General features: G+C 49.4%; 15 protein-coding genes. 5 read left to right on the top strand and 10 right to left on the bottom strand.

The features are described from left to right. Positions 1–83 precede the first annotated feature (83 nt). From AAC022_RS08310 to AAC022_RS08285, 6 genes are all read right to left on the bottom strand, one after another. Positions 84–1,778 carry a SpoIIE family protein phosphatase gene (locus AAC022_RS08310; protein ID WP_339730032.1) on the bottom strand — a complete coding sequence of 565 codons (1,695 nt, stop codon included), beginning with the start codon at positions 1,776–1,778 and terminating at the stop codon, positions 84–86. A 40-nt stretch (positions 1,779–1,818) separates the two neighbouring features. Next, positions 1,819–3,504, bottom strand: coding sequence for a SpoIIE family protein phosphatase (locus AAC022_RS08305; protein WP_339730030.1), 1,686 nt, complete (start codon positions 3,502–3,504; stop codon positions 1,819–1,821). A gap of 114 nt (positions 3,505–3,618) precedes the next feature. Further along, the gene (locus AAC022_RS08300) at positions 3,619–4,899 is read right to left on the bottom strand and encodes a glucuronate isomerase (protein ID WP_339730027.1); all 1,281 of its coding nucleotides are present in this window, start codon (positions 4,897–4,899) and stop codon (positions 3,619–3,621) included. Positions 4,900–5,096: 197 nt separating this feature from the next. Then, positions 5,097–8,324 carry a c-type cytochrome domain-containing protein gene (locus AAC022_RS08295; RefSeq protein WP_339730023.1) on the bottom strand — a complete coding sequence of 1,076 codons (3,228 nt, stop codon included), beginning with the start codon at positions 8,322–8,324 and terminating at the stop codon, positions 5,097–5,099. A 159-nt stretch (positions 8,325–8,483) separates the two neighbouring features. Continuing rightward, complete coding sequence (locus AAC022_RS08290) at positions 8,484–11,285, bottom strand: pre-peptidase C-terminal domain-containing protein (RefSeq protein ID WP_339730021.1); 2,802 nt, start codon at positions 11,283–11,285, stop codon at positions 8,484–8,486. Positions 11,286–11,479: 194 nt separating this feature from the next. Further along, complete coding sequence (locus tag AAC022_RS08285) at positions 11,480–14,014, bottom strand: DUF1549 domain-containing protein (protein WP_339730018.1); 2,535 nt, start codon at positions 14,012–14,014, stop codon at positions 11,480–11,482. 623 nt (positions 14,015–14,637) lie between these two features. Between AAC022_RS08285 and ribA the strand changes: the two genes are divergently transcribed. Next, complete coding sequence (gene ribA, locus AAC022_RS08280; RefSeq protein WP_339730016.1) at positions 14,638–15,888, top strand: GTP cyclohydrolase II; 1,251 nt, start codon at positions 14,638–14,640, stop codon at positions 15,886–15,888. Positions 15,889–15,890: 2 nt separating this feature from the next. Here the strand turns inward: ribA and solA are convergent, their stop codons facing one another. The 4 genes from solA to AAC022_RS08260 all read right to left on the bottom strand — a co-directional run bounded on the left by solA (position 15,891) and on the right by AAC022_RS08260 (position 18,901). Beyond that, complete coding sequence (solA, locus tag AAC022_RS08275; protein ID WP_339730014.1) at positions 15,891–17,027, bottom strand: N-methyl-L-tryptophan oxidase; 1,137 nt, start codon at positions 17,025–17,027, stop codon at positions 15,891–15,893. Between the two features lie 43 nt (positions 17,028–17,070). After that, positions 17,071–17,961, bottom strand: a complete 891-nt coding sequence (locus AAC022_RS08270; RefSeq protein ID WP_339730012.1) for a hypothetical protein — start codon at positions 17,959–17,961, stop codon at positions 17,071–17,073. Positions 17,962–18,415: 454 nt separating this feature from the next. After that, positions 18,416–18,610 (bottom strand): gamma-glutamyl-gamma-aminobutyrate hydrolase family protein, encoded by a 195-nt coding sequence (locus tag AAC022_RS08265; RefSeq protein WP_339730010.1) that lies wholly within the window; start codon positions 18,608–18,610, stop codon positions 18,416–18,418. A gap of 15 nt (positions 18,611–18,625) precedes the next feature. Continuing rightward, the gene (locus AAC022_RS08260; protein ID WP_339730009.1) at positions 18,626–18,901 is read right to left on the bottom strand and encodes a carbon storage regulator; all 276 of its coding nucleotides are present in this window, start codon (positions 18,899–18,901) and stop codon (positions 18,626–18,628) included. Between the two features lie 473 nt (positions 18,902–19,374). Between AAC022_RS08260 and rpmB the strand changes: the two genes are divergently transcribed. The 4 genes from rpmB (at position 19,375) to gatB (ending at position 23,071) form a co-directional block, all read left to right on the top strand. Beyond that, a complete protein-coding gene (rpmB, locus tag AAC022_RS08255; RefSeq protein ID WP_339730007.1) occupies positions 19,375–19,635 on the top strand; it encodes a 50S ribosomal protein L28 in 261 nt (86 codons plus the stop codon). Positions 19,636–19,664: 29 nt separating this feature from the next. Next, positions 19,665–19,955 carry an Asp-tRNA(Asn)/Glu-tRNA(Gln) amidotransferase subunit GatC gene (gene gatC / locus AAC022_RS08250; RefSeq protein WP_339730005.1) on the top strand — a complete coding sequence of 97 codons (291 nt, stop codon included), beginning with the start codon at positions 19,665–19,667 and terminating at the stop codon, positions 19,953–19,955. Between the two features lie 101 nt (positions 19,956–20,056). Next, on the top strand, positions 20,057–21,514 hold the full coding sequence (gatA, locus tag AAC022_RS08245) for an Asp-tRNA(Asn)/Glu-tRNA(Gln) amidotransferase subunit GatA (RefSeq protein WP_339730004.1): 1,458 nt from the start codon (positions 20,057–20,059) through the stop codon (positions 21,512–21,514). 72 nt (positions 21,515–21,586) lie between these two features. Continuing rightward, a complete protein-coding gene (gene gatB / locus AAC022_RS08240; protein WP_339730002.1) occupies positions 21,587–23,071 on the top strand; it encodes an Asp-tRNA(Asn)/Glu-tRNA(Gln) amidotransferase subunit GatB in 1,485 nt (494 codons plus the stop codon). The last annotated feature ends 73 nt before the right edge of the window (positions 23,072–23,144 follow it).

The raw sequence follows: 23,144 nt of genomic DNA, 5'->3' as shown, positions 1-23,144 counted from the left end.
CAGTGTTGAAAACGAAAAGTGAGACGCATTCCCCCCGCGTCTCACTTTTTTTATGCGCCTGGATAGATTCAGTCCGGATGAAATCAGCCCTGAACTCTGCCAATGATGACGAGTGTCATATCATCATACTGCTCAGATTGACCAGCAAACGTTTTCACCGCTTGCAAAATATGAGTGCCCAGTTTGTGGGGATTCGACTTGGATTTCAGGATCGCCGCTTTCAGACGATCCATCCCAAACAGCTCGCGTTCTTCGTTCATCGCTTCGGTGATGCCATCGGTAAACAGGATCAACTGCTCGCCTGGATTGAGTCGATGCTGGATCGCCTGATATTCATAATCATCCATCACGCCCAGTGGCACACTGGGCTGGTCGGCGGCCAGTTCTGTCAGTTTCCCATTCGCTGTTAACAGCAGAGGATTCAAATGGCCGGCATTGACAAAGGAAATCAGGTTCTGTGTGAGATCAATCTGTCCCAGAATAAACGTGATAAACCGCCCATCATGGGCCGCTTCATCAATATGATGATTTACACGATGTACCGCATCTGTCACATCCGTCACAAATTCAACTGTGCTGCGAACCGCACTACACACGCGTGACATCACCAGCGACGCGGGCACTCCCTTCCCGGCCACATCCCCCAACGCAAACCAGATCAGAATATCTTCTGGCTGAATAAAATCGTAATAATCGCCGCCAACCGCGCGCGCCGCCTCGTAGGATGCAAAAAATTCATAACCCGTAACCTGAGGAATTTTGGCCGGCAAGAGCCCTTTCTGAACGCGGGCCGCAATCTCCATTTCATTATCATACCGCTGCTTTTCCACATGCGAGATCATCAATCGGGCACTTTCATACGAAAGCGCCGTCTGACCGGCAATCACCATCAGAAGGTCCAGATCATCCTCCGAAAACATCTGGCCGGCAAGCTGCGTGTCCAGGTTGATAATCCCGATCACACCACCATCCAACCCCAGCATCGGCGCACATAAGATAGAACGAATCGTCAGCACCGAGACCGACTCACTTTTTACAAACCGTTCGTCGTTGGCCGCATCCGCAGAGAGCACGCCCGTTTTATTATCCGTCACTGCTTTGAGAACCGTGCGGCTGAGCTGCAGGGCATCGTGATCATTCTCACGCCGATGACGCACAGCTTTGGGGAAAAATCGCAGATTCTCTCGATCGCGTAATAAAATACAGCCCCGGTCGGCGGCAGGAAAAATATGAAACAACCCTTCCAGAACCTTCTCAGCCATCGAATCCAAGTCAGACGCGGAAGCAACCGTGCGGCTGATTTCCAGAATTGCTTTCAATTTAATTTCCGGCTTGATCTGAAACTGATTCAAATCGCTATTGGTTCCAGCCGCTCTCAAAATGGTCGATTTATCTTTGGAAGGTGGCCTGACCGAAACGTTTTTCAGAGAAGGAATCAGTCCGTATGAAGTCAACAGTCCTTCCTGCTGGTTATTTTCATATTCGGCATCACTGGAAAATTCCAGGAGAAACGGGCCGATGGAAATTTGATCGCCGGACTGCAGTTCGATTGGAGCTCTCACAAGCACATTATTGATAAACGTACCATTGCCACTGCCCAGGTCTTCCAGTTGATATAGCCCCTCTTCGATCAGCGAGATCCGTGCGTGGTACCGCGAAACTGTGTTGGACTTGAGGCAGACCTCACAATCAGGATGGCGGCCCAGAGTGACCTGCTTCCCCTTGATTTCCAGTCTGGAAGAGTTGCCATTATTTTGCAAAAACAGGCTGGCAGACATGGTAAGGCCATCAGGTTGATTGAACAGAAAACTGCATTCTTCAGGAAACACGCCCGAATGTCATTATGGTGATATCATCGTTCTGCGGCCGACCGTTGGCGTGTCGTCTGACATCCGCAAGTAATGCCTCTCCTAATTCCGCGGCATTTTTATCACGTTTGGCTTTGATAAATTCTCGCATTCGATCCAGAGTATACAACTCCCCTTCGGGATTCATGGCTTCATCCACGCCATCTGTAAACAGCACGACGATTTCCCCAGGTGCCAAATCTCGTTCGGCCACTTCGTAGGGGTACCCTTCCATCACCCCAATCGGCACTCCGATACTCTCTTCCGGAAATTCATCAAGAGAGCCATCCGGCTTTAGAATCATCGGTGACATATGCCCCGCATTCACCAGGGAGAGACGATGATTGCGCGTATCCAGAATCACAAGCACGTAGGTCACAAACCGGCCTTCTACCGCGCTGTCACACATATGATCGTTAATTGCTTCCACGGCCGGGCCCGCCTCATGCACGAACCGCATCGTATTCTGAACACAACTCGAGATGCGGGCCATAATCATCGCACCGGGCACGCCTTTACCCGCGACATCTCCGAACGAAAGCCCGATTTTGTCGTCAGGCAATTCGAAAATGTCGTAGTAATCGCCCCCCACAGCCTGTGCCGAATGATAAGAAGCGAAAAATTCGTATCCGTCGACTTCGGGCACTGAACTGGGTAGCAGCCCCTGCTGCACGCCTCGGGCAATGTCCATCTCATTGTCCTGCTTCTGCTTCTCCATATAAGAAGACATCAGCCGCGCACTTTCATAAGAGAGTGCTGCCTGCCCGGCGACGGACATCAACAGATCCAGATCTTCTTCCTGAAACTGCTTGAGTGGATTCTGGGTATCAATATTAATGATGCCGATCGGTTCTTCGGAAAGTCCCATCATCGGCACACACATCATCGAACGAATGGACAAATTCGAAATCGACTCACTGGCATCGAATTGGGAATCGCTGGCGGCATCTGCTGATAAGATCCCTGATTTTTCTTCCAGTACTTTATTCACAATTGTTCGACTCAATTTGACCGTTGCATCTTCCCCTTCGCGTCGATGCTTGAATGCACGGGGAACCATCTCTGCAGTCGCTTCATCTTTGAGCAAAATACAACCCCGGTCTGCTGCCGGGAAAATATGAAACAGCGTCGTCAGAACTCGCGGCAGCAGCTTTTCCAGATCGACGGTCCCTGCCAGACTGCGACTGATTTCAATCATCGCTTTTAACTTGGACTCAGGACGTACATCCAGACCTCCAAACCCACCAGCACCGGAGATCGCCCCCATGATCGTTGCGGAACCATCGCCCTCATCATCCGACGAATACCCGAAGTCGAAGCGCGAATCGACTGCCGAAACAATGGAGCTCTTTTTCGCTTTATTCTTTTGGTCAGCCTCAAAGCGAAACAATATCGGACCGACTTTCAATCGATCCTCATGAGCCAGTTGCGTGCGGCCTTCAGTTTTCTTGCCGTTAACGAACGTCCCGTTTCCACTGCCCAGGTCCTCCACGAAATACTGATCACCCTCGCCCACCACTTGCGCATGTCGGCGAGACACCATATTCGAATCAAGCTGGATCTGGCAATCCGGGTGCCGGCCGATCACCGACGATTCCTCTCTGGAAAGAGGATAATTGACAGCTTGACCGGCTTGCAGCATGACCAGGGTAGCCATATTTGAAACCTTTATGATGAATCGATGAAAGACGTGATTTAAAACGGAATACGCTTGTTATTTTAAGGCTCGATTGTCCCTGATGCAATCGCGTTAAGACATCGAACCCCCCGATTAACAACCAAAAATGGTCTCCACGTTCCCACGCAGAACCAGTTTTCCAAGATCTACGGCACGCTGTTCAGACCAGTTGCGGCCCATTACAAAATCGCTGGCTAATACATTCGCCAACACGCGACGATACATGCGGAACTTAGGCAAGGCAAATTCGAGCTTGTACATATCGCTGTAATAACCGATCTGCTTTGTTTTTGGCACCGCTTCCAGACGGCTCTTGCAATCAAACGTAATAAACGCAGGGGTATTCGAATACCACCAGTGTCCATTAATGACAACGTTTGGAAAGATCCAGCTGTAACTGACCAGTTCCTGATTACTGGTACTCGTCAATACAGACACGGGAAACGTCACATTCGGAAATGCATTGAACAATTCTTTGTATTGGATCAGTGAAGTCCGTTTGTCATACAGATCCTGCCCCTGAAAAACGCCCGCTTCATAGACGCGACGATTTACGCCGATCATCAAGTCGAATGGCAACTGGTGCTCAGCACAGTATTCTGCCAGGGTCCAGAACACAAACTGGCTGACCGTTTTTGACTCTTCACAAGTAATTTCATTGCCGGCAAAGAGTGACCTGACAGCGGAATCGACTTGATCCGCAGTTATAGCAACAGGTGAAAAATCAGGCGGTAATGAAATCGCACAGGCCCGTGCCCCTTTCGCTGTGAAATGCGCGAATAGCTCACCAATTGCTCCTTTTAACGTACTGGCACAACCGATATCCATCTTTGTAGCTTTTGCCAAACGCTCCCGCGTTTCACTCTTTGCCAGATGAAACACCAGATCATCCGTCCGCAGACAAGGGACATACAGATTTGTATCAAAGCCTTCCAAAGGGTCATCAAAATCATTCGTCAAAAAGACCTTCTCAAGACCACTCTGCTTTAAGACCTGTTGCTCCCAGTCGGGCTGTGCCATTTTCTCTGCAGCTGTATCGTAGAGCTTCTCCCAGTTGGATTCGGTAATCGCATCCTCTTGAAAATCGAAGAATTCACTGCAGATATCCAGCAGCCAGCTAAGCTGGATTGTGTTATCCAGATCGCCCAACTGAGTGACCAGCCGCCCCACCTTCTCTTTGGGATCAATGCCTGGTTCTTCAATCAACTCTTTGGCAAGACCCGCTGAGTGGGCCAGCTCGGTATAGTAATGGTACCCCATGATATCTGCCAAAGTGGTCGAGGCGGCAGAATGAGGATTGATATGCGTATGCGAGTCGATCAGAACGAGACTCTCGAGTTCTGCGAAAAGACGTTTACTTAACTGTTCAGACATGATGAGATGGTTCCTGCTGATTTCTTACAAGTTTCAAGTGTGTCTGCGAATATAATCGGTCCGCAGGAACAGTGCAATCAGGTGGTGGTTTTCAGCCGATCACATCAATTAAAATGCATGAAAAAAGCGGCTCTACGAGAAAATCTCGCACAGCCGCTTGAAGAAAACATTCAGCACGTCTATCTACTCAAAAACGCTTATTTTCCGGCACTGGCCTGCTGATTTCCAGAGACAGCGGGCGGATTAAAACTGTGAAGCAGCTTACCCGTTTTCGCATCCCAGACTCGCATGATTCCATCTTCGCCACCGGCAATTACAATCGTCTCGTCCCGGCTACCGGCGACGCTATATACGTAGTCGGTAGAACCACCCAGATTGCGGACATTTTTACCATTGGTGATCAGATGCATGCGAACGGTTTTATCGCCGCCACCGCTGATAATGCTATCTCCCAAGCCAAGGAAGCTAATTGATGTGACCTGTTTAGAATAACCGGAAATCGTGCGTTTCTGTTCGCCGGTTTCAATATTCCAGACCTTAATCACATTGTCGGCTCCCGAACTGACAATGGTGGATTCATCTGCTTTCCAGGCAACATCCAGTACGTGATGTGTGTGCCCCTCAAACGACTTCACAAACTTGCCCGTAGCCACATCGAAGATTTTCACAAATTTGTCGGCAGCACCGGTCAACAAAGATTTTCCAGTACGAGAAAACTTCACACCCAATACGGTATCACTGTGAGCATTCTCGAGTTTCCGGACCACTTTACCTGTTGCGACATCCCATAGTATGATTTCACCACTCCGTGAAGGATCTCCGCCACCAACAGCAAGCATCTTTCCGTCCGGACTGAAGTCCAGACAAAGCGCCCGATTAGAAATTGGCGAGCTACCTACTTTCATCGGGTCTTTGGCATCAGCGCCCAACTGTGCGATTAGCGACCAGACGGGTTGAATACTTTGAATCAAAACCGTCTTATCAGCACTGCCGGAAACAACCGTTGTTTTGGACGCGTAACCAACAGAAGAAACAGCTGCGGTATGACCGGCTAACGTATCCAGTTCTTTACCGGTAGCCACATCCCAAACACGCACTTTGTGACTATCATCTCCAGTCACAACCTGTTTCCCATCTTCAGAGAAAGCAATAGCTTTGAGTGGAGTCAGAACGGCTGCCTGTTTTTTTGCTTCCGCAAGAGCCGCATCAAGTAGCTTAGCCGATGCATCTACAGCAGCTTTCTCTTTGGTTCGATCAGCAAGTTGACCTTTAATCTTTGTCAGAGTCGTGCCGGCGACTTTGACAGAACGCTCCGAAGAGACAATCTTCTTCTCTGCCGCTGTAGCCGCGTCAGCCAGTTTTTTCGATTCCGCTTCAGCGTCAGTCACTTTCTTGTCGGCAGCTTTGGTATCAGGCTTGGAAGCAGCCAGCTTCGTTGCAGCCGTGACCGCAGCAGTTGCTTTTGGCACTGCCTGCTTTGCTGTCTGGACAACTTGCGTTGCCTGTTTTTCATCGGTTATTTTTTTCTGCTTTGCAGCAGCCAACTTCTTCTGCACTGCGTCAAAGGCGGTCTTTGCGTTGGCAACGGCGTCCTTCTTCTTTTGCTCAGCGGTTTTATCTTTCGGATCAGGCTTGACCGCGTTGGCATCATCTAATGCCTTCTTTGCTGCAGCCGCCTCTTTCTCAACAGCGGCAATCGCGGTCTGATTCTGCTGGTTGATCTGCTTCAGTTTTGCATCCGAGTCAGCAACCGCTTTATCAGCAGCCGCTTTTTGCGTATTGGCCGCTTTGACAGCGTCTTCACCTTTTTTCTTGTGATCGGCCAATAACTTCGCCTGCTCTGCCTTGGCTACTTCCACTTTCTTAGCAGATTCATCGGCCTTTTTCTTGGCTTCCGGTAAAGCCTTTTTCGCAGCCGCTAATTCTTCGGTCCGTTTTTTCAGTTCTGCTTCACGATCTTTGACATTCTTGTCAGCAGCTTTAACAGCAGCATCTCCTAAAGCAACTTTTTGCTTTTCAACGGTCTGTGCTTCTGTCGCCAGAATCAATTGATGTTCTTTAGACAAATCACCACGAAATTCCTTCAGCATTTTGCCATCACTCAACTGCCAGATCTTTCCGGTCCCATTCACGGAAACTGAGACCAGATTCTTAGCATCGGGGCTGACATCAACGTCCGTCACAGGCGCTCCATGGTTGATCGAGCGAATCTGCTTTTTGCCATTTAGGTCCCAAATACGGACGGTACCGTCTTCACTACCCGAAACCAGTTGCGTGCCAGCTGGCAGTACCAGTTTGACAGATGTGACAGGCTTGGCATGTCCCTTTAACTCATACAGAGCGGCGGGAACTTCCGGTGCTTTTTCTCCTTCTTTAGGAGCAGGAATCGTCAGCGGCCAGACATAAACAATGTTGTTCGCAGCACCGGCGATGACCTGAGCACCGTCTTTACTGACAGTCAATGAATTAATGACTGCTGGAGTTTTCATTGTGGAAATCTGCTTTCCATCGGCGGCATTCCAGACCCGCAAACTTTGATCGGCAGAAGACGTTACCACTTTCGAACGATCTGGAGTAAACGCTAGCCCTTTGATTTCGCCAGCGTGACCTTTTAAATCGACCAGTTTCTTTCCTTCGGGCAATTTCCAGAGGGAAGCAGAATTGTCGGCGGTCGCGACAGCCAGCACACTACGGTCTGCATTCAATGCCATACCGGTGACTGCTGTCGGAAGATCCATTTTCTTGACGACATTACCCATGGATTTTTTCCAGAGTTTGACAACCCGATAACCGCCTGAAGCAAGCAGGCTGCCATCAGCATTAAACGCCAGCGAATGCACGAAATCCCGATGTGCTGCTCCTTGTGGATAAAACGGTTTTCCGTCCTTTTGTAACTTCACCAGAGCGGGATCGTTCAACGTGGCTGCTTCGATTCCAGATGTCAGGTCGTAGATGGCAATTCGATTTGCACGTCCGACTGCTGCATAGCGTGACCAGGGAGAAAGTGCGGTCGCATAAATTGAGTTCAAACCGGGTGGTAAAGACTGCCAGGCAACGCCCGCATCCGCAGACTTCCCACTGGACTTGGCCCCTTCAGTAATCCATTGACGCAGAATGCCGACCTGCTGAGGTGTCAACGCTTTGGCGCCCACCTTATTTGGCAGCGGAGGCATGAAACTTTCTTCGACGCGGGCTGCGACATTATAGAGGTAGCTTTCGTCTGGTTTTCCAGGCACCACAGAAGCACCGCTGTCTCCGCCCTTGATCAACGCTTCGACATTTTCCAGAACGAGCGAACCTTCTTTTTTCGCAACGTTGTGGCAGGCAATGCAATTGGCATCCAGAATGGGAAAAACATCTTTCTCAAAGCTGACAGGACGTCCCAACTCTACTTTCGCAGGTTTGATCGGTTTTTCATCCGCCACTGCAAAACTTCCAGCGGCAAAAACTGCAGCTAACACTACACATAAATTAGCAAACCGGTTCCGCATAACGTGCCCCTCTGTTATCACTGTTGCAACAGTTGAAAAAACGACCAACTGTCTTTGTTCTGAATCTGAAATATTATCTTGAGTGCGTTACAATCACTTGGTTACTTTTAACTTGATCGGTGCATCAACTAAGGCTTCCCCTTGGAAGTCGGCTTTCGCCCGCACTACCATATTCGCCAGATCACCTTCAGTGGCATCCGCACCAGCCTTAATCGGAATTGTGACTTCGGTCTTATCCGCAGGAATCTGAACTGTGGTTGCGGTCACTCCCTTCACACCGGGGGGAAGAGGTAACGTTAATTCCACAGGTCCTTTAAAATTATTGATCCGTTTGATCGTCGCTTTGACATCAATCGCCGCCCCCTTCTTCACTGCGCCACCACCAGGAACATTCAAAGTAAGAGTGACAGGTGCCGGAGTGACGCGGATTACCAAAGGCGTCGAAGGAGCATACACTTTCACGGTCTTGGGAGCAGCCGCTTTCTCCGCGGCGGCCACCTTCTTATCAGCCGCTTTTTTCGCTGTATCGGCTGCTTTGACACTTGCGGTTACCGCTTTGACTTCCGCTTCCGCTTTGGCCTGCTCCGCTTTCTTTTGCTCGGCAGTCTTATCAGACGCTTTGGCGATCTCATCTCGTTTCTTCGTCGCAGCAGCCAGAGCGGCCTGCGCGTCGGTCAATTTCTTTGTCAGTTCAGCCTGTACTTTCTTGGCTTCATCGACCTGACCGGGGTTACGGCGGTAAGAGACATCAACGGTCGACTGCAGATAAGTCGTATACACGCCCGGCTTCGCATTATTGTTAACGAATATCTGGAATAATTCGTCCTGTTTCCCCTTAGCAATCGTTTTATTCTGTGTCGTAATATTGCTGTTTTTGGGAACCCCATTCCAAACGAGCGCGACGGCATTATCAAAACCCGTCCGCTTTACAACTTTGACGGGGACCAGAATCTGTCGCCCCTGATTCACTTTGACTTCTGCCACATCCGACACCACCTGATACGGGGCGACTTCATCAATCACAGATAATCCCAGCGAACGTGTGATTCGAGATTCCGCACGAATATTGACAGCCACGGGACGCAATACCGTTGCCGCACGGGCGACTCGCTCCAGTTTCTTGGCATCGGGGCCTGCAGCCTGGCCGACAATTTGAATCTGTCCCAACCATTTTTTTGCTGTTTCATCGGCCTGAATAATCATCTCAGCATTATTACTGCCGGCACCAATACTGGCCGCTTTACAGATCACGCCAGCTGGTAAGCCTTTAACCGAAAGATCAATCGTTTCATTAAAGCCATCCTGCCTTAACGCCATCACGGAGATTTTGAAGCAGTCCCCTTTTCGCAGAGCGATCGCGGCGGGAGCGCCGCCGGTATTGACAGCTTGTGGATTCAGGGGCAATGCCACCAGACGATAATCAGGTTTGGGCTGCCTCAGTACCGCCCGATAAACCAAGCGAGGATTGCCGCGTGTTTCAAACTGAAGATCACGCAATGTTACCCGGTATTCACTATCAGCGGGAGCGGTAAACAGATAGTAAGGATCATCGGTTCGCGTATCGAATAACTTGCCGCCCAGATCCGGAAAGACACTGGTCGCTCCCACATTAGCCAGACGTTTGAATGTTTCTTTACCCTCTTTATCTTTAACCACCTGATCAACGACAATCACCGGGTCCATCACAATTCCGTTTCGCTGCCCAAAGACTTCAATCGAATACTTCTCTTTGGCCTTACCGGTAAAGCGAAAGGTATCGACATCATTTTTCGCTTCAAACTGACCGACAAGCTCTCCAGGGATGCTTAAGGTTTCTTCTTTCGTCTGCTCATCGCGAACGATTTTTCCTTCCGCAAAGAAGATCGTCATCGGATTTGAACTTCCGGCCGGTGATTCCCAGACATAGGAAAACCCATCTGCACTCGCTTCATGCGGAAAGCCATGCTCTCCCATTTCCAACGTAGTTGGTTTCGCAGGCAGGGCAATGGAAACCTGTACTTCCTGAAGAGCCTCATCGCCGATACTCGAATCCGAGATTTTTCCGCCCGGCAGGTTATAGCCGAACAATGTGTAATTTGAAGTCGTCCCCGGCGTTCCAGAGGGGGGCATAATGAATTCGATATGCGGTTTTTTATGCACACTCAAGCGATAAATATGTTGTGCCCCACCAGAGTAGGTCAGGTCATACACTTTTACCTGATACGTGCCATCTTGAGGCAGTGTTAAATTGATATAAGGGTCGTTGCGAAAGGTATCACGTTCGCTGGCCAGACGTTTTTTGTCGGGGCCGTACAGCGCGACGACGGCAACCATTGGCGAATCGATACGAGCGGCCCGACAGTCAATGGAAACCTTATCTCCCTTTTTGCCGGGGAACGAAAAATAATCGACGTCGGTGGCCCCTTGCAGGCCCGCATTCACAACGGAATCCATGGCAACGGCGGTTGCCTGGTCGGGTTTATTATTCGGCTCTGCTTCTGCCTTCTCGGCTAGATCGCCCACAACAAACGAACGTGGGTTGCTCAGTCCATACAGACCATGTGCTCTGACATCATACACGCCGACGGGTACTTCTTTGCCAACCGTAACCAGAAAGGTATTGGCGACCGGTGTCTTTTTCCCGTTGCTGTCCTGCATCTTGGAAACAGCTTTGATTCCTGGATGACTGAACCAGAGTGAGTCCAGTTTTTCCAGATCTTTGCCATTCGTCACCTTTACTTCTACAGTCTGGCCTTTTTGACCTCCTGGAGGAAAGACGGCGTACACAGTTATTTGAGGCAATTGTGCCTGGATGGTCTGAAGGTTCGTCAAACAGTACGAACCAATTCCTGCGACAAGAAAACAAACAACCTTCGCAAATAAACGACGTCGGTCAAAAAATCGCGTATGCGTCATAATACTGCTACCAATTTTCTGGATGGAAGTTTCTGGGAGGAATTCAGGAGGGAGCCCGCAAGCAGCGCCGGCTCTTTACAAAAGAACCGGAGCCACAGGCTATCTTAACTTTATTGTAAAAAAGCTGACAACCATTGTCTAAACCTAAAATAGCTGTCAGCTTGAATTTCAGAGACTTTTATCGGAATTCAAATTTAGTGGTTAAACAGGAATTCTTTGGTATTGATCAAAGCCCAGATGATATCTTCGTAGGCAACCTGAGGCTTTTCTTTATGCCGCTCAATATAGGAGAGTGCGAATTTCATTTCCTGTTCTTGAGGTGCACGGGAGTAAACCCAGCGATACAATTCTTTTACTTTTTCCTCATTCGATCGCTTCGTATCCTTGGCTAGCATTGCCGCACGGCTGGCACCGCCGGTGATCTTATCCTGAACTTCTTTACTATTCAGCAGGTGCAGACTCTGAGCGAGGTTCGCGCTCTGCGAACGTTCACATTCGCAAGCGGTATCTGCCTGAGGCTGCCCGAACACTTTCAGGAAGTAAGGAGCCGAAGTCGCATCTGTAATCTGAATCGCCTTGGTTTCTGCAGGAAGTCCTGAGAACCGCTGCGTCGAATTTGTGACCTGATGGAAGACATCATACAACACTTCTGCCGTCAGTCGTTTGGGATAATAACGGGAGAAATTCTGCTTATCCTTCAGGTTATGTTCATTCGGCAGCGAACTGAGCTGATAGGCATTGGAACGGCAGATGGCACGTACCAGTTCCTTCATATCGAAGCCGCTTTCGACAAAGTGTTTTGCCAGACCATCCAGCAGCTCCGGATTGGCAGGAGGATTCGTCGCCCGCATATCATCTTCGGGTTCCACAATTCCTCGACCGAAGAAGTGTTTCCAGTAGCGATTGACCAATGCCTTCGCAAAGAACGGATTGTCGGTGCGAGATAACCATTGTACCAGCGCGACCCGGGGATCACGCTCCGGGCTGAGATCCAGAGGCTGCATTCCCAGAGCCGTCGGTTTCAGATTTTCTCCCGAGCGAATATTCTTCGCGGTGGCAGCACCCTCTTTATGGAAAACGCGTTTATCACGGAAACCACGTGTTCCGATTGATCCGGCAGTCGGATCTTTTGTTCCCACCCGGCTGAAGAAGGCTGCCAGACCGTAATAGTCATTCTGGCTCCATTTTTCAAAGGGGTGGTGATGACAACGCGCACATTGAATACGCAATCCTAGAAACAACTGCGCGGTATCTTCAACTTGTTCTTCGACAGTATTGACTTCGCGGTACCAGACCACAGCGGGGTTCTGTCGGAATTCACCTGAAGCAGAAAGAATCTCCCCGACGAACTCATTGTAAGGTTTATTCTCGTACAGACTGTTCCAGATCCATTGATAGAAGGCATTCGTGCCTGCAATATCAACGGGCTGCAGCTTCTTGTTCCGTAGAACCATATTCCATTTATTGGCAAAGTAATCTGCATATGCAGGGCTGTCAATCAAACGATCGATCAGCTTATCCCGTTTGGCAGGATCTTTGTCAGCCAGAAATACATTGACTTCTTCTTCACTGGGTGTGGTTCCCGTGATGTCGATATAGACGCGTCGCATGAACGTAGAATCGTTGGCAACTGGTGAGGGAGGAATTCCCAATACTTTCAGTTTATTGAAGACGGCTTCGTCAATCAGATTTTTGGATTCGGGTAACGAAGCAATCTGAATTCCCAGAGGAATTGTCGCACGGAACGTCGAAACCTGCCCCTGGTATCGAGCCATGATGGCGACTTCACCAGACAGGTTTAATGTTTTGACCAAACCTGTTTTATTGACTTCCGCCATTTCCGTATCGTTGGCTTCAAACAGAGCCATCCGCGTCACATCTTCGGTCGAACCATCGGAATAGGTGGCAATCACAGAAATTTGCTGTTCGGCTTCCTGTCCCATTGTACGGGTCGGAGGAAAACAGGTAATCGAAGCAACCGTCCGGTCTTTGTCACTACCATAAGGCATGCCCTGTTCAATCCAGCGATAGAGCAGACGGTACTCATAAGAATCGGGCTTAATCAATTTGCCACCACCGTGCGGCGTGACTCCGGTCCCTTTGGTCAACAACAGACTTTCGGCAGGCGATGTTGGAAACAAACGACGTCCCCGGCCTTCTTTGACCAGGAATTCAAAATCGTCTTCTGGATAAAAACCGAGCAATGACAATTTAAAACCGTTCTGTCCGCTGGCTTTCCCGTGGCATCCACCACTGTTACAGGTCAACTTGGTAAAAATAGGAACGACCTGATTTTTGAAATTGATCGCCTCAGGTGTCGCAATACCCTGGATCGAAACCGGAATGGAAGCAGTCTTGCCATTCTTCGTGGTTACTTTTAATTGAGTCTGACCATCTTTATGAGGGGTGATATAACCATCGTTCGAAATCGAAGCGATATTCTGATGTGTGATGGCATAAGTCACATCCCGTGTCAGGTCCTGTAATTTGCCATTCGGCAAGACACCGGTCACAAACACCTGCTGTCGCGAATCGGGGCCTCTTAACAGAAGCAGTTCTTTTTCCCCCGGATGAGGGCCGATTTGAATTTCTTTAAAATCGACCTTTGCATCAGCGGCAGGTGCCGCCAGCGCATTCGCCGCACCACTACCAGAAACAAGAAACAGAGTCAGCACTCCACATAGCATAAGGATAAGGGGCGTCCGAGAGCCTGTGATTCGGAAATCCATACATCAACTCCTGTGTAACTGGTTTTGTTTTTTACTTCAGGTCTGACAGCATGCTGTTTGGCGTGATTACAAACAGACCTTTTCAAAGTAGCAAATTATTTGAAAACGCTTGTTAAATGGCTGGTTTGTAAGGGAAGCTTTTTTAGGTAAGTTAACCAATCAGTACTCGACTGCCTGGTTGATTTTTGTGGAACAGTCCAAGTCCATTTATCAAATGTACTTTTCCTGATACTTCAATGTATCAAAGTTTATTGAATTGTCAACGTTTTAGCCAGCCGACCGACACGAACCTGTTATTTTGTCCACATGACACATCACAAAAACGAACTCAACCAACCTGACATTACTGTTTGTTATCAGCCAGACTGAGCGTCCAATACCAGAAAATTCCAAATACCGGCACAATCATTAAAATGCGGTTACCTCTTTAATACAGCCCTTGATGCGATATTATTTGAAGGGAATCACACTGTTCTTTCAAAAACAAGATTTCTTAGATTGCCTGCAAAAGTCTCTTCTATAGAATAAAAGCTAGCACAGATTCTGCTGCAGGAGTTCCCCTCGGGGGAATTTTTGTAAATTCGCTTCATTACCTACATCCCAGATGGCTTTAAAACATTCCCATGGCTGATCCTGCAAACACCGAACTCCCCGTTTCCAACATCCAGCACGTCTTCGAACAATTGCGGGCTGGCAAGCCTGTGATCGTGACAGACTCCAGTGAACGGGAAAATGAAGGCGACTTTATCGTCGCCGCCGAAGCCATCACACCAGAGATTGTGCAGTTCCTGCTCCGGCACGGAAGCGGTGAATTATGTGTGTCCCTTCCGGATGAAGTCGCCGACCGCCTGCAGCTCAATCCTATTGTTGGCCCGGAAGAAAACACTGCGCCCAATAAAACCCAGTTTTTGATCCCCATCGATCATAAGGACAGTGGCAGCGGCGTCAGTGCGGAATGCCGTGCCATCACGATCCGTGCGTTGAGCGATGAAAATGCTCAAGCGACTGATTTTGTCCGCCCCGGGCATATCCATCCCCTGCTGGCAAAACAAGGAGGCATCCTACGCCGTGCCGGTCATACAGAAGCGACAGGTGACCTGCTACATATGGCTGGATTAAAATCGGTAGGTGTGCTGATTGAAATCCTCAGCCAGAAAGACTACGGAATGGCGGATGCCGAGGAACTGCAGGCCATTTCAAAGAAGTTTGATATCCCCATGATTTCCACAGCTGAAGTCATTCGCCACCGTTACATCAGCGAAAAACTGGTGCATCGTGAAGTGGAAGTTCCCATCAACACCAAAAACTATGGCACGGTTCAAGTCATTGGTTATTCGGTCGAACATGAAAGTCAGCAACCGGTGGCATTGGTCTGGGGAGATCTCTCTTCCGTCGAAGCACCGCTGGTGCGAATGCACTCTTCCTGTTTTACGGGGGACCTGCTCGACTCCTTGCGTTGTGATTGCGGAGACCAATTGCATATAGCAATGGCCGCGATCTATCAGGAACAGGCGGGTGCTGTCGTTTATCTTCCTCAGGAAGGACGAGGGATTGGCCTGATTCCCAAACTGAAAGCCTACGTCTTGCAGGATGAGGGTTATGATACCGTCGAAGCCAATATTAAACTGGGCTTTAAAGCAGACAGCCGCGACTTCACCGTCGGAGTTCAGATCCTGAAAGACCTGGGATTGTCCAAAGTCCGTCTGCTGACCAACAACCCTAAAAAAACCGACTCCGATGTCTATACCGGCTTCGATCTGGAAGTGGTGGAGCAAGTCCCCATCGTCGCGCCGCCACATAAAGATCGCGAGTTCTACCTGCAGACCAAACGCGACAAAATGGGCCACATTCTGCCCACGACTCCCGCTGACTGATCTTAGCCATCAGAGAAACGGTTTGCCGCAAGAAATTCGATGGGGTGCGCCGTACGCCCCTCTATTGCCAGATCGGCTAGAATCTCTCCGATGACCGAAGCGAATTTGAATCCGTGTCCGGAAAAACCTGCACCATACACGACCCCCTGATTTTGCGGGTGCCGATCAACGATGAAATGCCCGTCAGGAGTCCGCGTATACATACACGTCGCATGCCGCACAGGTTCAGGCTCCAGGCCCGGCATCACTTCGCGGATAAAACGGGCAACCGCGGACACATCCGTTGCCTGTAATTCCCGATTCAAATGATTCGGATCAACAATCAGCTCTCCTCCTCCGTGCTCAGCAAGCTTGACGGTCATCCCATCCAGTGAGGGAAACCCGTAGAACTCACCGAACGGCATATCAAAAAAGAAGCCTCCCTTCCCTTGATCCAGATTGTAAACAGGCTGCTGAACCGGGTTCCAGAACAGGACCTTTCGCACGACTTCCAGCGGCAGATTTAGTTCCTGCAGACACGCACTGCTCCAGGCACCTGCCGTCACTATCAACCTGGAGGCAATGATGTGTTGTGCCTCGGTTTTGACTTCAATCATCTGGTCGTTAACCGTTACCGATTGAATTTTCTCATTAAGAGAAACCTGCGCTCCGTGCCGCTCTGCACACTCAATGTGAGTCCGCACACATTCTTCCACATACAGAAAACCGGCCTCGGGTTCATGCGTTACTTCAAATCCGTCCGGAATTTGAAATCCGGGAAATCGCGCTGCCGTTTCAGCGGCAGAGACTTTCTCAACTGCGACATCATACAACCGGGAAGCCAGATGCACGCCTTGAATGACTTCGCCCTCAGGAGGACCTGCCACCATTAAGCCGCAGGGATTGAAGAGTTGTTTTCCTGATTCCTGCTCCAGCTCACGCCATAATTCATAGGCACGCTGTAATAAGGGAATATAATTGGGATGCTCAAAATAGGCTTTACGAATGATCCGAGTATCGCCGTGTGAGCTTCCCCGATCATGGGCCACTCCGAACTGTTCAATACCCAGTACCTTTAGACCACGACGCGCCAGATGGTACAACGCACTGCTGCCCATTCCCCCCAGCCCCAGAACCAGATAATCAGTGTAAATCGACAATGATCAGGACCACACTTTCTTACAATTCGTGAATTCTAAACTGTTATTTTGATGCGTTAGATGGCTGATTTCGTTTTTTTGCGTCTTCGATAATTTTTTTCTTTGCTGCTTTCAAATGCTCGGGCCATTCAAAAGTGTTGGCTTTTGCGGGATCATATCCCTCTAAATGATCTCTCAACCTTGCAGTAGGTTTACTATAAACCAGTTTTGTCTCGCCAAACACCTCTTTGCACAATGCAGCCAAATCCGGATCATAGGCAATCAACTCTTCTCGCGTGTTAACATGATTATGATCAACATCATTTTCACGATTGTTACTAAACCAGGATTGAACCCCTTCAGCAAAATACTCCATCCGGTTTACTGAAGGATATTTCCCTTTCCATAGACCAGATTTTATTGCTTGTTGATATATTTTTTCTAGCCGCTCACCAAACGTTGGATCAACCCGGTTCAGCCCTCTCAAGTGAATATTATGTGCAAATTCATGAATTAAAATACATTCCGCTGCGTAAGGATCACCGGGAAATGCGAGCAAATTCTCTTCTCCGCATGAACAGACGGCATCTGTTGGAGAACCACCGAGCCCCCGCGCACGCACGTCCCAGAAATCCTTGGGTTTTAAATGTGCATATTCTGGAATATCGGTAGTGAATGCATCAAAAGGAATCACGATGAACCGTGAGCCACTCTTAATCATTGCTTTACGAATGTCTGGTCGGTGGGCAAGCATCGTATCGATTAACCAAGCTGCCTCTTTCAAAGCATAATTATTCACTCGATCAAAGGAAACAACCGGATACCCGCTGGCACTCACATATTTGGTATACACAGCAGGAAGCTTTAGTGCTTCTGGCGGAACAGTCACACAGTATTCTTTTGCTTGAACGAAACTGGGTAGCGACAGCGGTAGCAAAAGAAGTAAGTATTTCATATAGCCCCCTCGGAATGCTTGATCGAATCCAAACTAAATTTTGACAAAATAGATCGGCGTGATCAAGGTCGCGCAATTTTCCGGAAACGACGGCTTCCATTTCAGGAGACCTCAAAGGGGAAAAAATTACCGGGTGTTCTGAAGATGGCGGTCAACCTACCCCACGTACACACTGACCACCAAATTTGAACACCCGGTAATTAATAACATCACAGAAAACCATCAAGGAACGATCATTTCCTGTATCAAGATCTGCCAGCACTACGCACGGCTTGCCACTTCACGGTAACAACCCAAACAAGCCGCACCTGTTCTCGCAGAATCTGTTTTCGTCGAACTCCTTCCTCACCGCACCATGGGGAAGATTTGACTCTTCCCACTTAGATTCGCCCAGTCTCAACCTGCCAATTTGAGAAATCCCCCCCTGGGCTCCGATAATTCGTCAGCAGCAGTTTTACGCATTATTCTCGTCAGCCGAATGATTTTGTGGATGCCATTGCACGCCAACACAGAACCACTCTTCATCAGGAACTTCGATTGCTTCGACGGCACCATCAGGAGCTGTCGCTGAAACAACAAACATTTTGGAAATATAATTCACAGCCATATGGTGCTGACTATTCACCCGAATTTCACCCGGGCCATACATTTTGTCGACCCGCGTTTAACAAACCAGTCGAGCGGCCTCGACCACAGAAAGCATGCCCAGAGATGCCGAATCGGGCAGACCATCGCAGTCCCGATGCTCTTTTCGCCCCTTCATGACTGGTTGGCTTTCTTCATCCTGTTCTTCATCGAACAACTCGCCTCTGACAACTCTAAAGTGGTCTGGAGCATCAATGCCGATTTTGATGGAACCTTTTCCGGTACGAATCACTTTCACTAGAATTTCATCGCCAATTCGGATTCCCTCAGCTAACTTCCGTGTCAAAACCAACATAATCGTCACTCCTTTTTATCGTTCGATCCAATTTCAGATGCAGTATTTTGGTTTACCTTTGAGCAATCCTGCCTGTCCACAAGCGATTGCCCGGTCATATTGAACTAGTACTTGCGATTTGCGTGCCAATTACATCCCCCATCAACATTATTGAATGTAAACCACCAATATAATTAGACTTAACAAACAAACAAACCCAGAACGGCCCTGACCGGGGTGGGTGATTTTTTCAAAAAACTGTCCCCAATAGTACAATTTTCAATCCCTCAGAATCATTTTGGGGACACATTTTTCAACTTTTCCATTAGCAGGAAACGATATCTCAGCAGCTTCGGTTGCATTATCAGGCAGGGCAAATATACTATTGGGTTCCTTGAATGGCCGAATCTTTCAAACTGCGGTCGATTTACGTCAATTGAAATCAGCATGAGCTGAGTTTTTCAGAACCCACTAGATAGTCAAAGAGTATACAAATGGGTCAGAAGTGTGATGCCTGTGGCAAGACTCCCGTAGTCGGTAATCGAGTTCGCCAACGTGGTAAGTACAAATACCTGGGTGGTAACGGTCGACAGACAACGGGCGTTTCCAAACGAGTCTTCAAGCCAAACCTGCAGAAAATTCGGGTCCAGGCAGGCGGTAGCGTACAAACGCAACGCGTTTGCACCCAATGCATTCGGTCTGGTAAAATTACCAAAGCCGTCGCGAAAAAGCCGTTCACATTACCTACCAGCTAAAACGGTCTCCGCTCTAAAGCAGAAAAACGATGAGCACTCAACTCTCTGAGGATGATGTACTGAAAGTTGCTTCACTCTCCCGGTTGAAGCTTTCTGAAACGGAAGTGAATGCGCTGGGCCAACAGATGGGGTCCGTGCTTAAGTATATCGCCATGCTGGATGAGTTGGATACCGATGCCATCGAGCCTATGGCCCATGCGATTGAGATTTCCAATGTCTTTCGCGAAGACCAACTTCGCGAAAGTCTCCCACGAGAAAAAGCGCTGTCCAATGCTCCGCAGACGGACGGGAATTATTTCCTGGTACCCGCAATTCTCTAGTTGACCGGCGTCTTTACCATTGAGCACATAAAAGCAATAATCCAAGGCCCGGCTTGCTGACAAGTCGGGCCTTTAAAACTTATATGGAGACTCGACATTCCATGTCTATCACGTCAGCCACCGCAAGCGAACTGCTCGCGAAAATGAACTCTGGAGAAATCAGCAGCGAAGAAATCACTACCGCCTGCTTGGATGAAATCTCCCGCCGCAATGGCAGCATCAACGCCTTTCTTTCTGTACAACAGGAAGCGGCCCTCGAAAAAGCCAGAGAAGTCGACCAGAAACGAAAAACTGGCAAACCGCTGGGAAAAATGGCCGGTGTTCCCGTCGCTCTCAAAGACAATATCTGTGCCGCAGGTGTCACCACCACCTGTGCCAGTAAAATGCTGGAACATTTCGTCCCCCCCTACGATGCCCACATTGTGGAACAACTCAAAGCAGCCGACGCCGTCCTGATTGGTAAAACCAACCTCGACGAATTCGCGATGGGCTCTTCGACAGAAAACTCGGCCTTCAAAACAACAGCCAACCCCTGGAACACGGACTATACTGCCGGCGGGTCTAGCGGCGGTTCTGCCGCTGCCGTCTCTGCCGGTTTCGCACCACTGGCCTTAGGCAGTGATACCGGCGGATCAATTCGACAACCCGCCAGCTTCTGCGGTGTCGTCGGCCTGAAACCGACCTACGGCCGTGTCTCCCGATATGGCTTAGTGGCGTTTGCCAGTTCGCTCGATCAAATTGGACCGTTTGCCCGAGATGTAACAGACGCCGCTTTGATTCTCGAAACGATCTCCGGTAAAGATCAACGCGACACCACCAGCCTGGATGCCCCTGTCCCGGATTTCACCGCGAACCTGGAACAGACACTGGAAAACCTCAAAGTCGGCTATGTGGAACATCTGCACGAAGAAGGCCTTCACCCGGATGTGAAGGCAGCGACGCAACGCGCATTGGACGTTTATAAATCGCTGGGGGCGGAACTGATCCCCATCGAACTGCCACACGCCAAATACTGTGTTGCTACCTACTACATCATTGCCCCTTCGGAAGCTTCCAGTAACCTCGCCCGCTACGATGGCGTGCATTACGGCCATCGTGCGGAAAAGTTCGAAAACATGATCGACATGTACGCCGCCAGCAGGGGTGAAGCGTTCGGCGATGAAGTCAAACGACGAATCATGCTCGGCACCTATGCTCTTTCCTCCGGTTACTACGACGCTTACTACCTCAAAGCCTTAAAAGTCAGACGGCTGATTCGAAACGACTTCGAACAAGCGTTTCAAAATGTAGATATCATTGCCACGCCGGTTACCCCCACGCCCGCCTTTACGATCGGCGAACTTGTGGACGATCCACTGGCGATGTACCTGGCTGACATTTTTACCACCAGTGCCAACCTCTCAGGCATTCCGGGAATTTCGATTCCTGCAGGCATGAGTGAAAACAACCTCCCCATCGGCCTGCAACTCTTGGCGCCGCCGCTGGAAGAGGAACGCCTCTTACGCGCCGCACGAATGTTTGAACGCGAAACCGAATGGCACTTGAAACGGCCGGAATAAAAAACGGCGTGTTACCAATAGAATAAATTAGACATCAATTTAAGATATAGAAATAAAGGGTAGCGTGACATAATGGACTATACGGTCATCATCGGTCTTGAAGTCCACGTGCAGTTACAGACCAAAACAAAACTCTTCTGTGGTTGTTCGACAAAATTCAACCCGGACCATCCGAACACACAGACCTGCCCGGTCTGCCTCGGCCTGCCCGGCGCGCTCCCCGTATTGAACCGGGAAGCATTTCACCTGGGAATGAAAACGGGATTGGCTATCAATTGTGAGATTCCTGCGTTTACAAAATGGGACCGCAAGCAGTATTACTACCCCGACCTGCCGAAAGCCTATCAAATCAGCCAGTATGATCTCCCCATGAGCCAGAATGGCTGGCTGGAAATTGAGATTGATCCCGAAACCCGCGAGAAGAAAAAAATCGGTATCATCCGCGCCCATCTCGAAGAAGACGCTGGAAAAAACAGCCACGATGAATCAGGCCGCGGACAGGACAGCAAGGTCGACCTGAACCGCTGTGGCACCCCCCTGATCGAAATCGTGTCCGAACCCGATTTACGAACCGCTCAGGAAGCACGAACCTACCTGGAAGAACTGAAACTATTACTGACCTACATTGACGTTTCCGATTGTAACATGCAGGAAGGCAGTCTGCGGTGTGATGCCAACGTGAACCTGCATGTCCATCAGGAAAACGGCGACACCGTACCGACAACGATCGTGGAAATCAAAAACCTCAACAGCTTTCGAGGCGTGGAGCAGGCGATCGAATATGAAGTACAGCGCCAATGGAAGGAATGGCAACAAACAGGTTTAGCCATGGAAAAAATGTCCAAAGAGACCCGTGGCTGGGACGCGGACCGTGGGATTACACTGGAACAGCGTGGCAAGGAAGATGCAGCCGACTACCGCTATTTTCCCGATCCGGACCTGGCCCCCGTCACCGTCACTGATGCAGAACGTGAACATGTCGCTAACGAACTTTGTGAACGTCCCGCTCAGCGCAGAGCCCGTTTTGAAGAGAGTTATCAGCTGTCTGCTTATGACGCTGCTGTGATTATCGACCAGGGAATGGCGGTCGCTGACTATTTTGAAACAGTGGCAGAAGGCTGCGACAACGGCAAACAGGCCGCCAACTGGGTCACACAGGACGTTCTGCGCGAGCTGAATGACCGCGGAGTGGAAATCTCAGAGTTTCCCATTCAACCCAAGGTACTCGCGGCACTACTGCAAAAAGTGAATGCCGAAGAACTCACAATTAAGAGTGGTCGGACTGTGTTTCAAGAGCTCTTGAACCATTCAGACGGTATTCCCGGAGTAGAACAAATTCAGAGTATCGTCGATGATAAAGGGCTGGCCCTGGTTTCTGATACGGGCGAACTTGATTCGATCGTCCAGGCAGTCGTTGATAAAAACGCAAAAGCAGTCGCTGATTTTCAAAGCGGAAAACAGGCTGCTGTGGGAGCACTGATCGGACAGGTAATGCGCGAGATCAAAGGGGCAGATCCGAAAGTGGTCCGCGAACTTTTAATCAAAAAAATGAGCTAACCGGAATCCAGACTTCCTGGCGCAACGCCGACAAGAGTGCCTGCAGTTCAACAGACGTAAAAAAAGGGGCATC

Source organism: uncultured Gimesia sp. (assembly GCF_963976445.1).
Classification (GTDB): Bacteria; Planctomycetota; Planctomycetia; order Planctomycetales; family Planctomycetaceae; genus Gimesia.
Note: the sequence above shows the minus strand (reverse complement) of the source record. Positions and strands in the feature narration are given on the sequence as shown.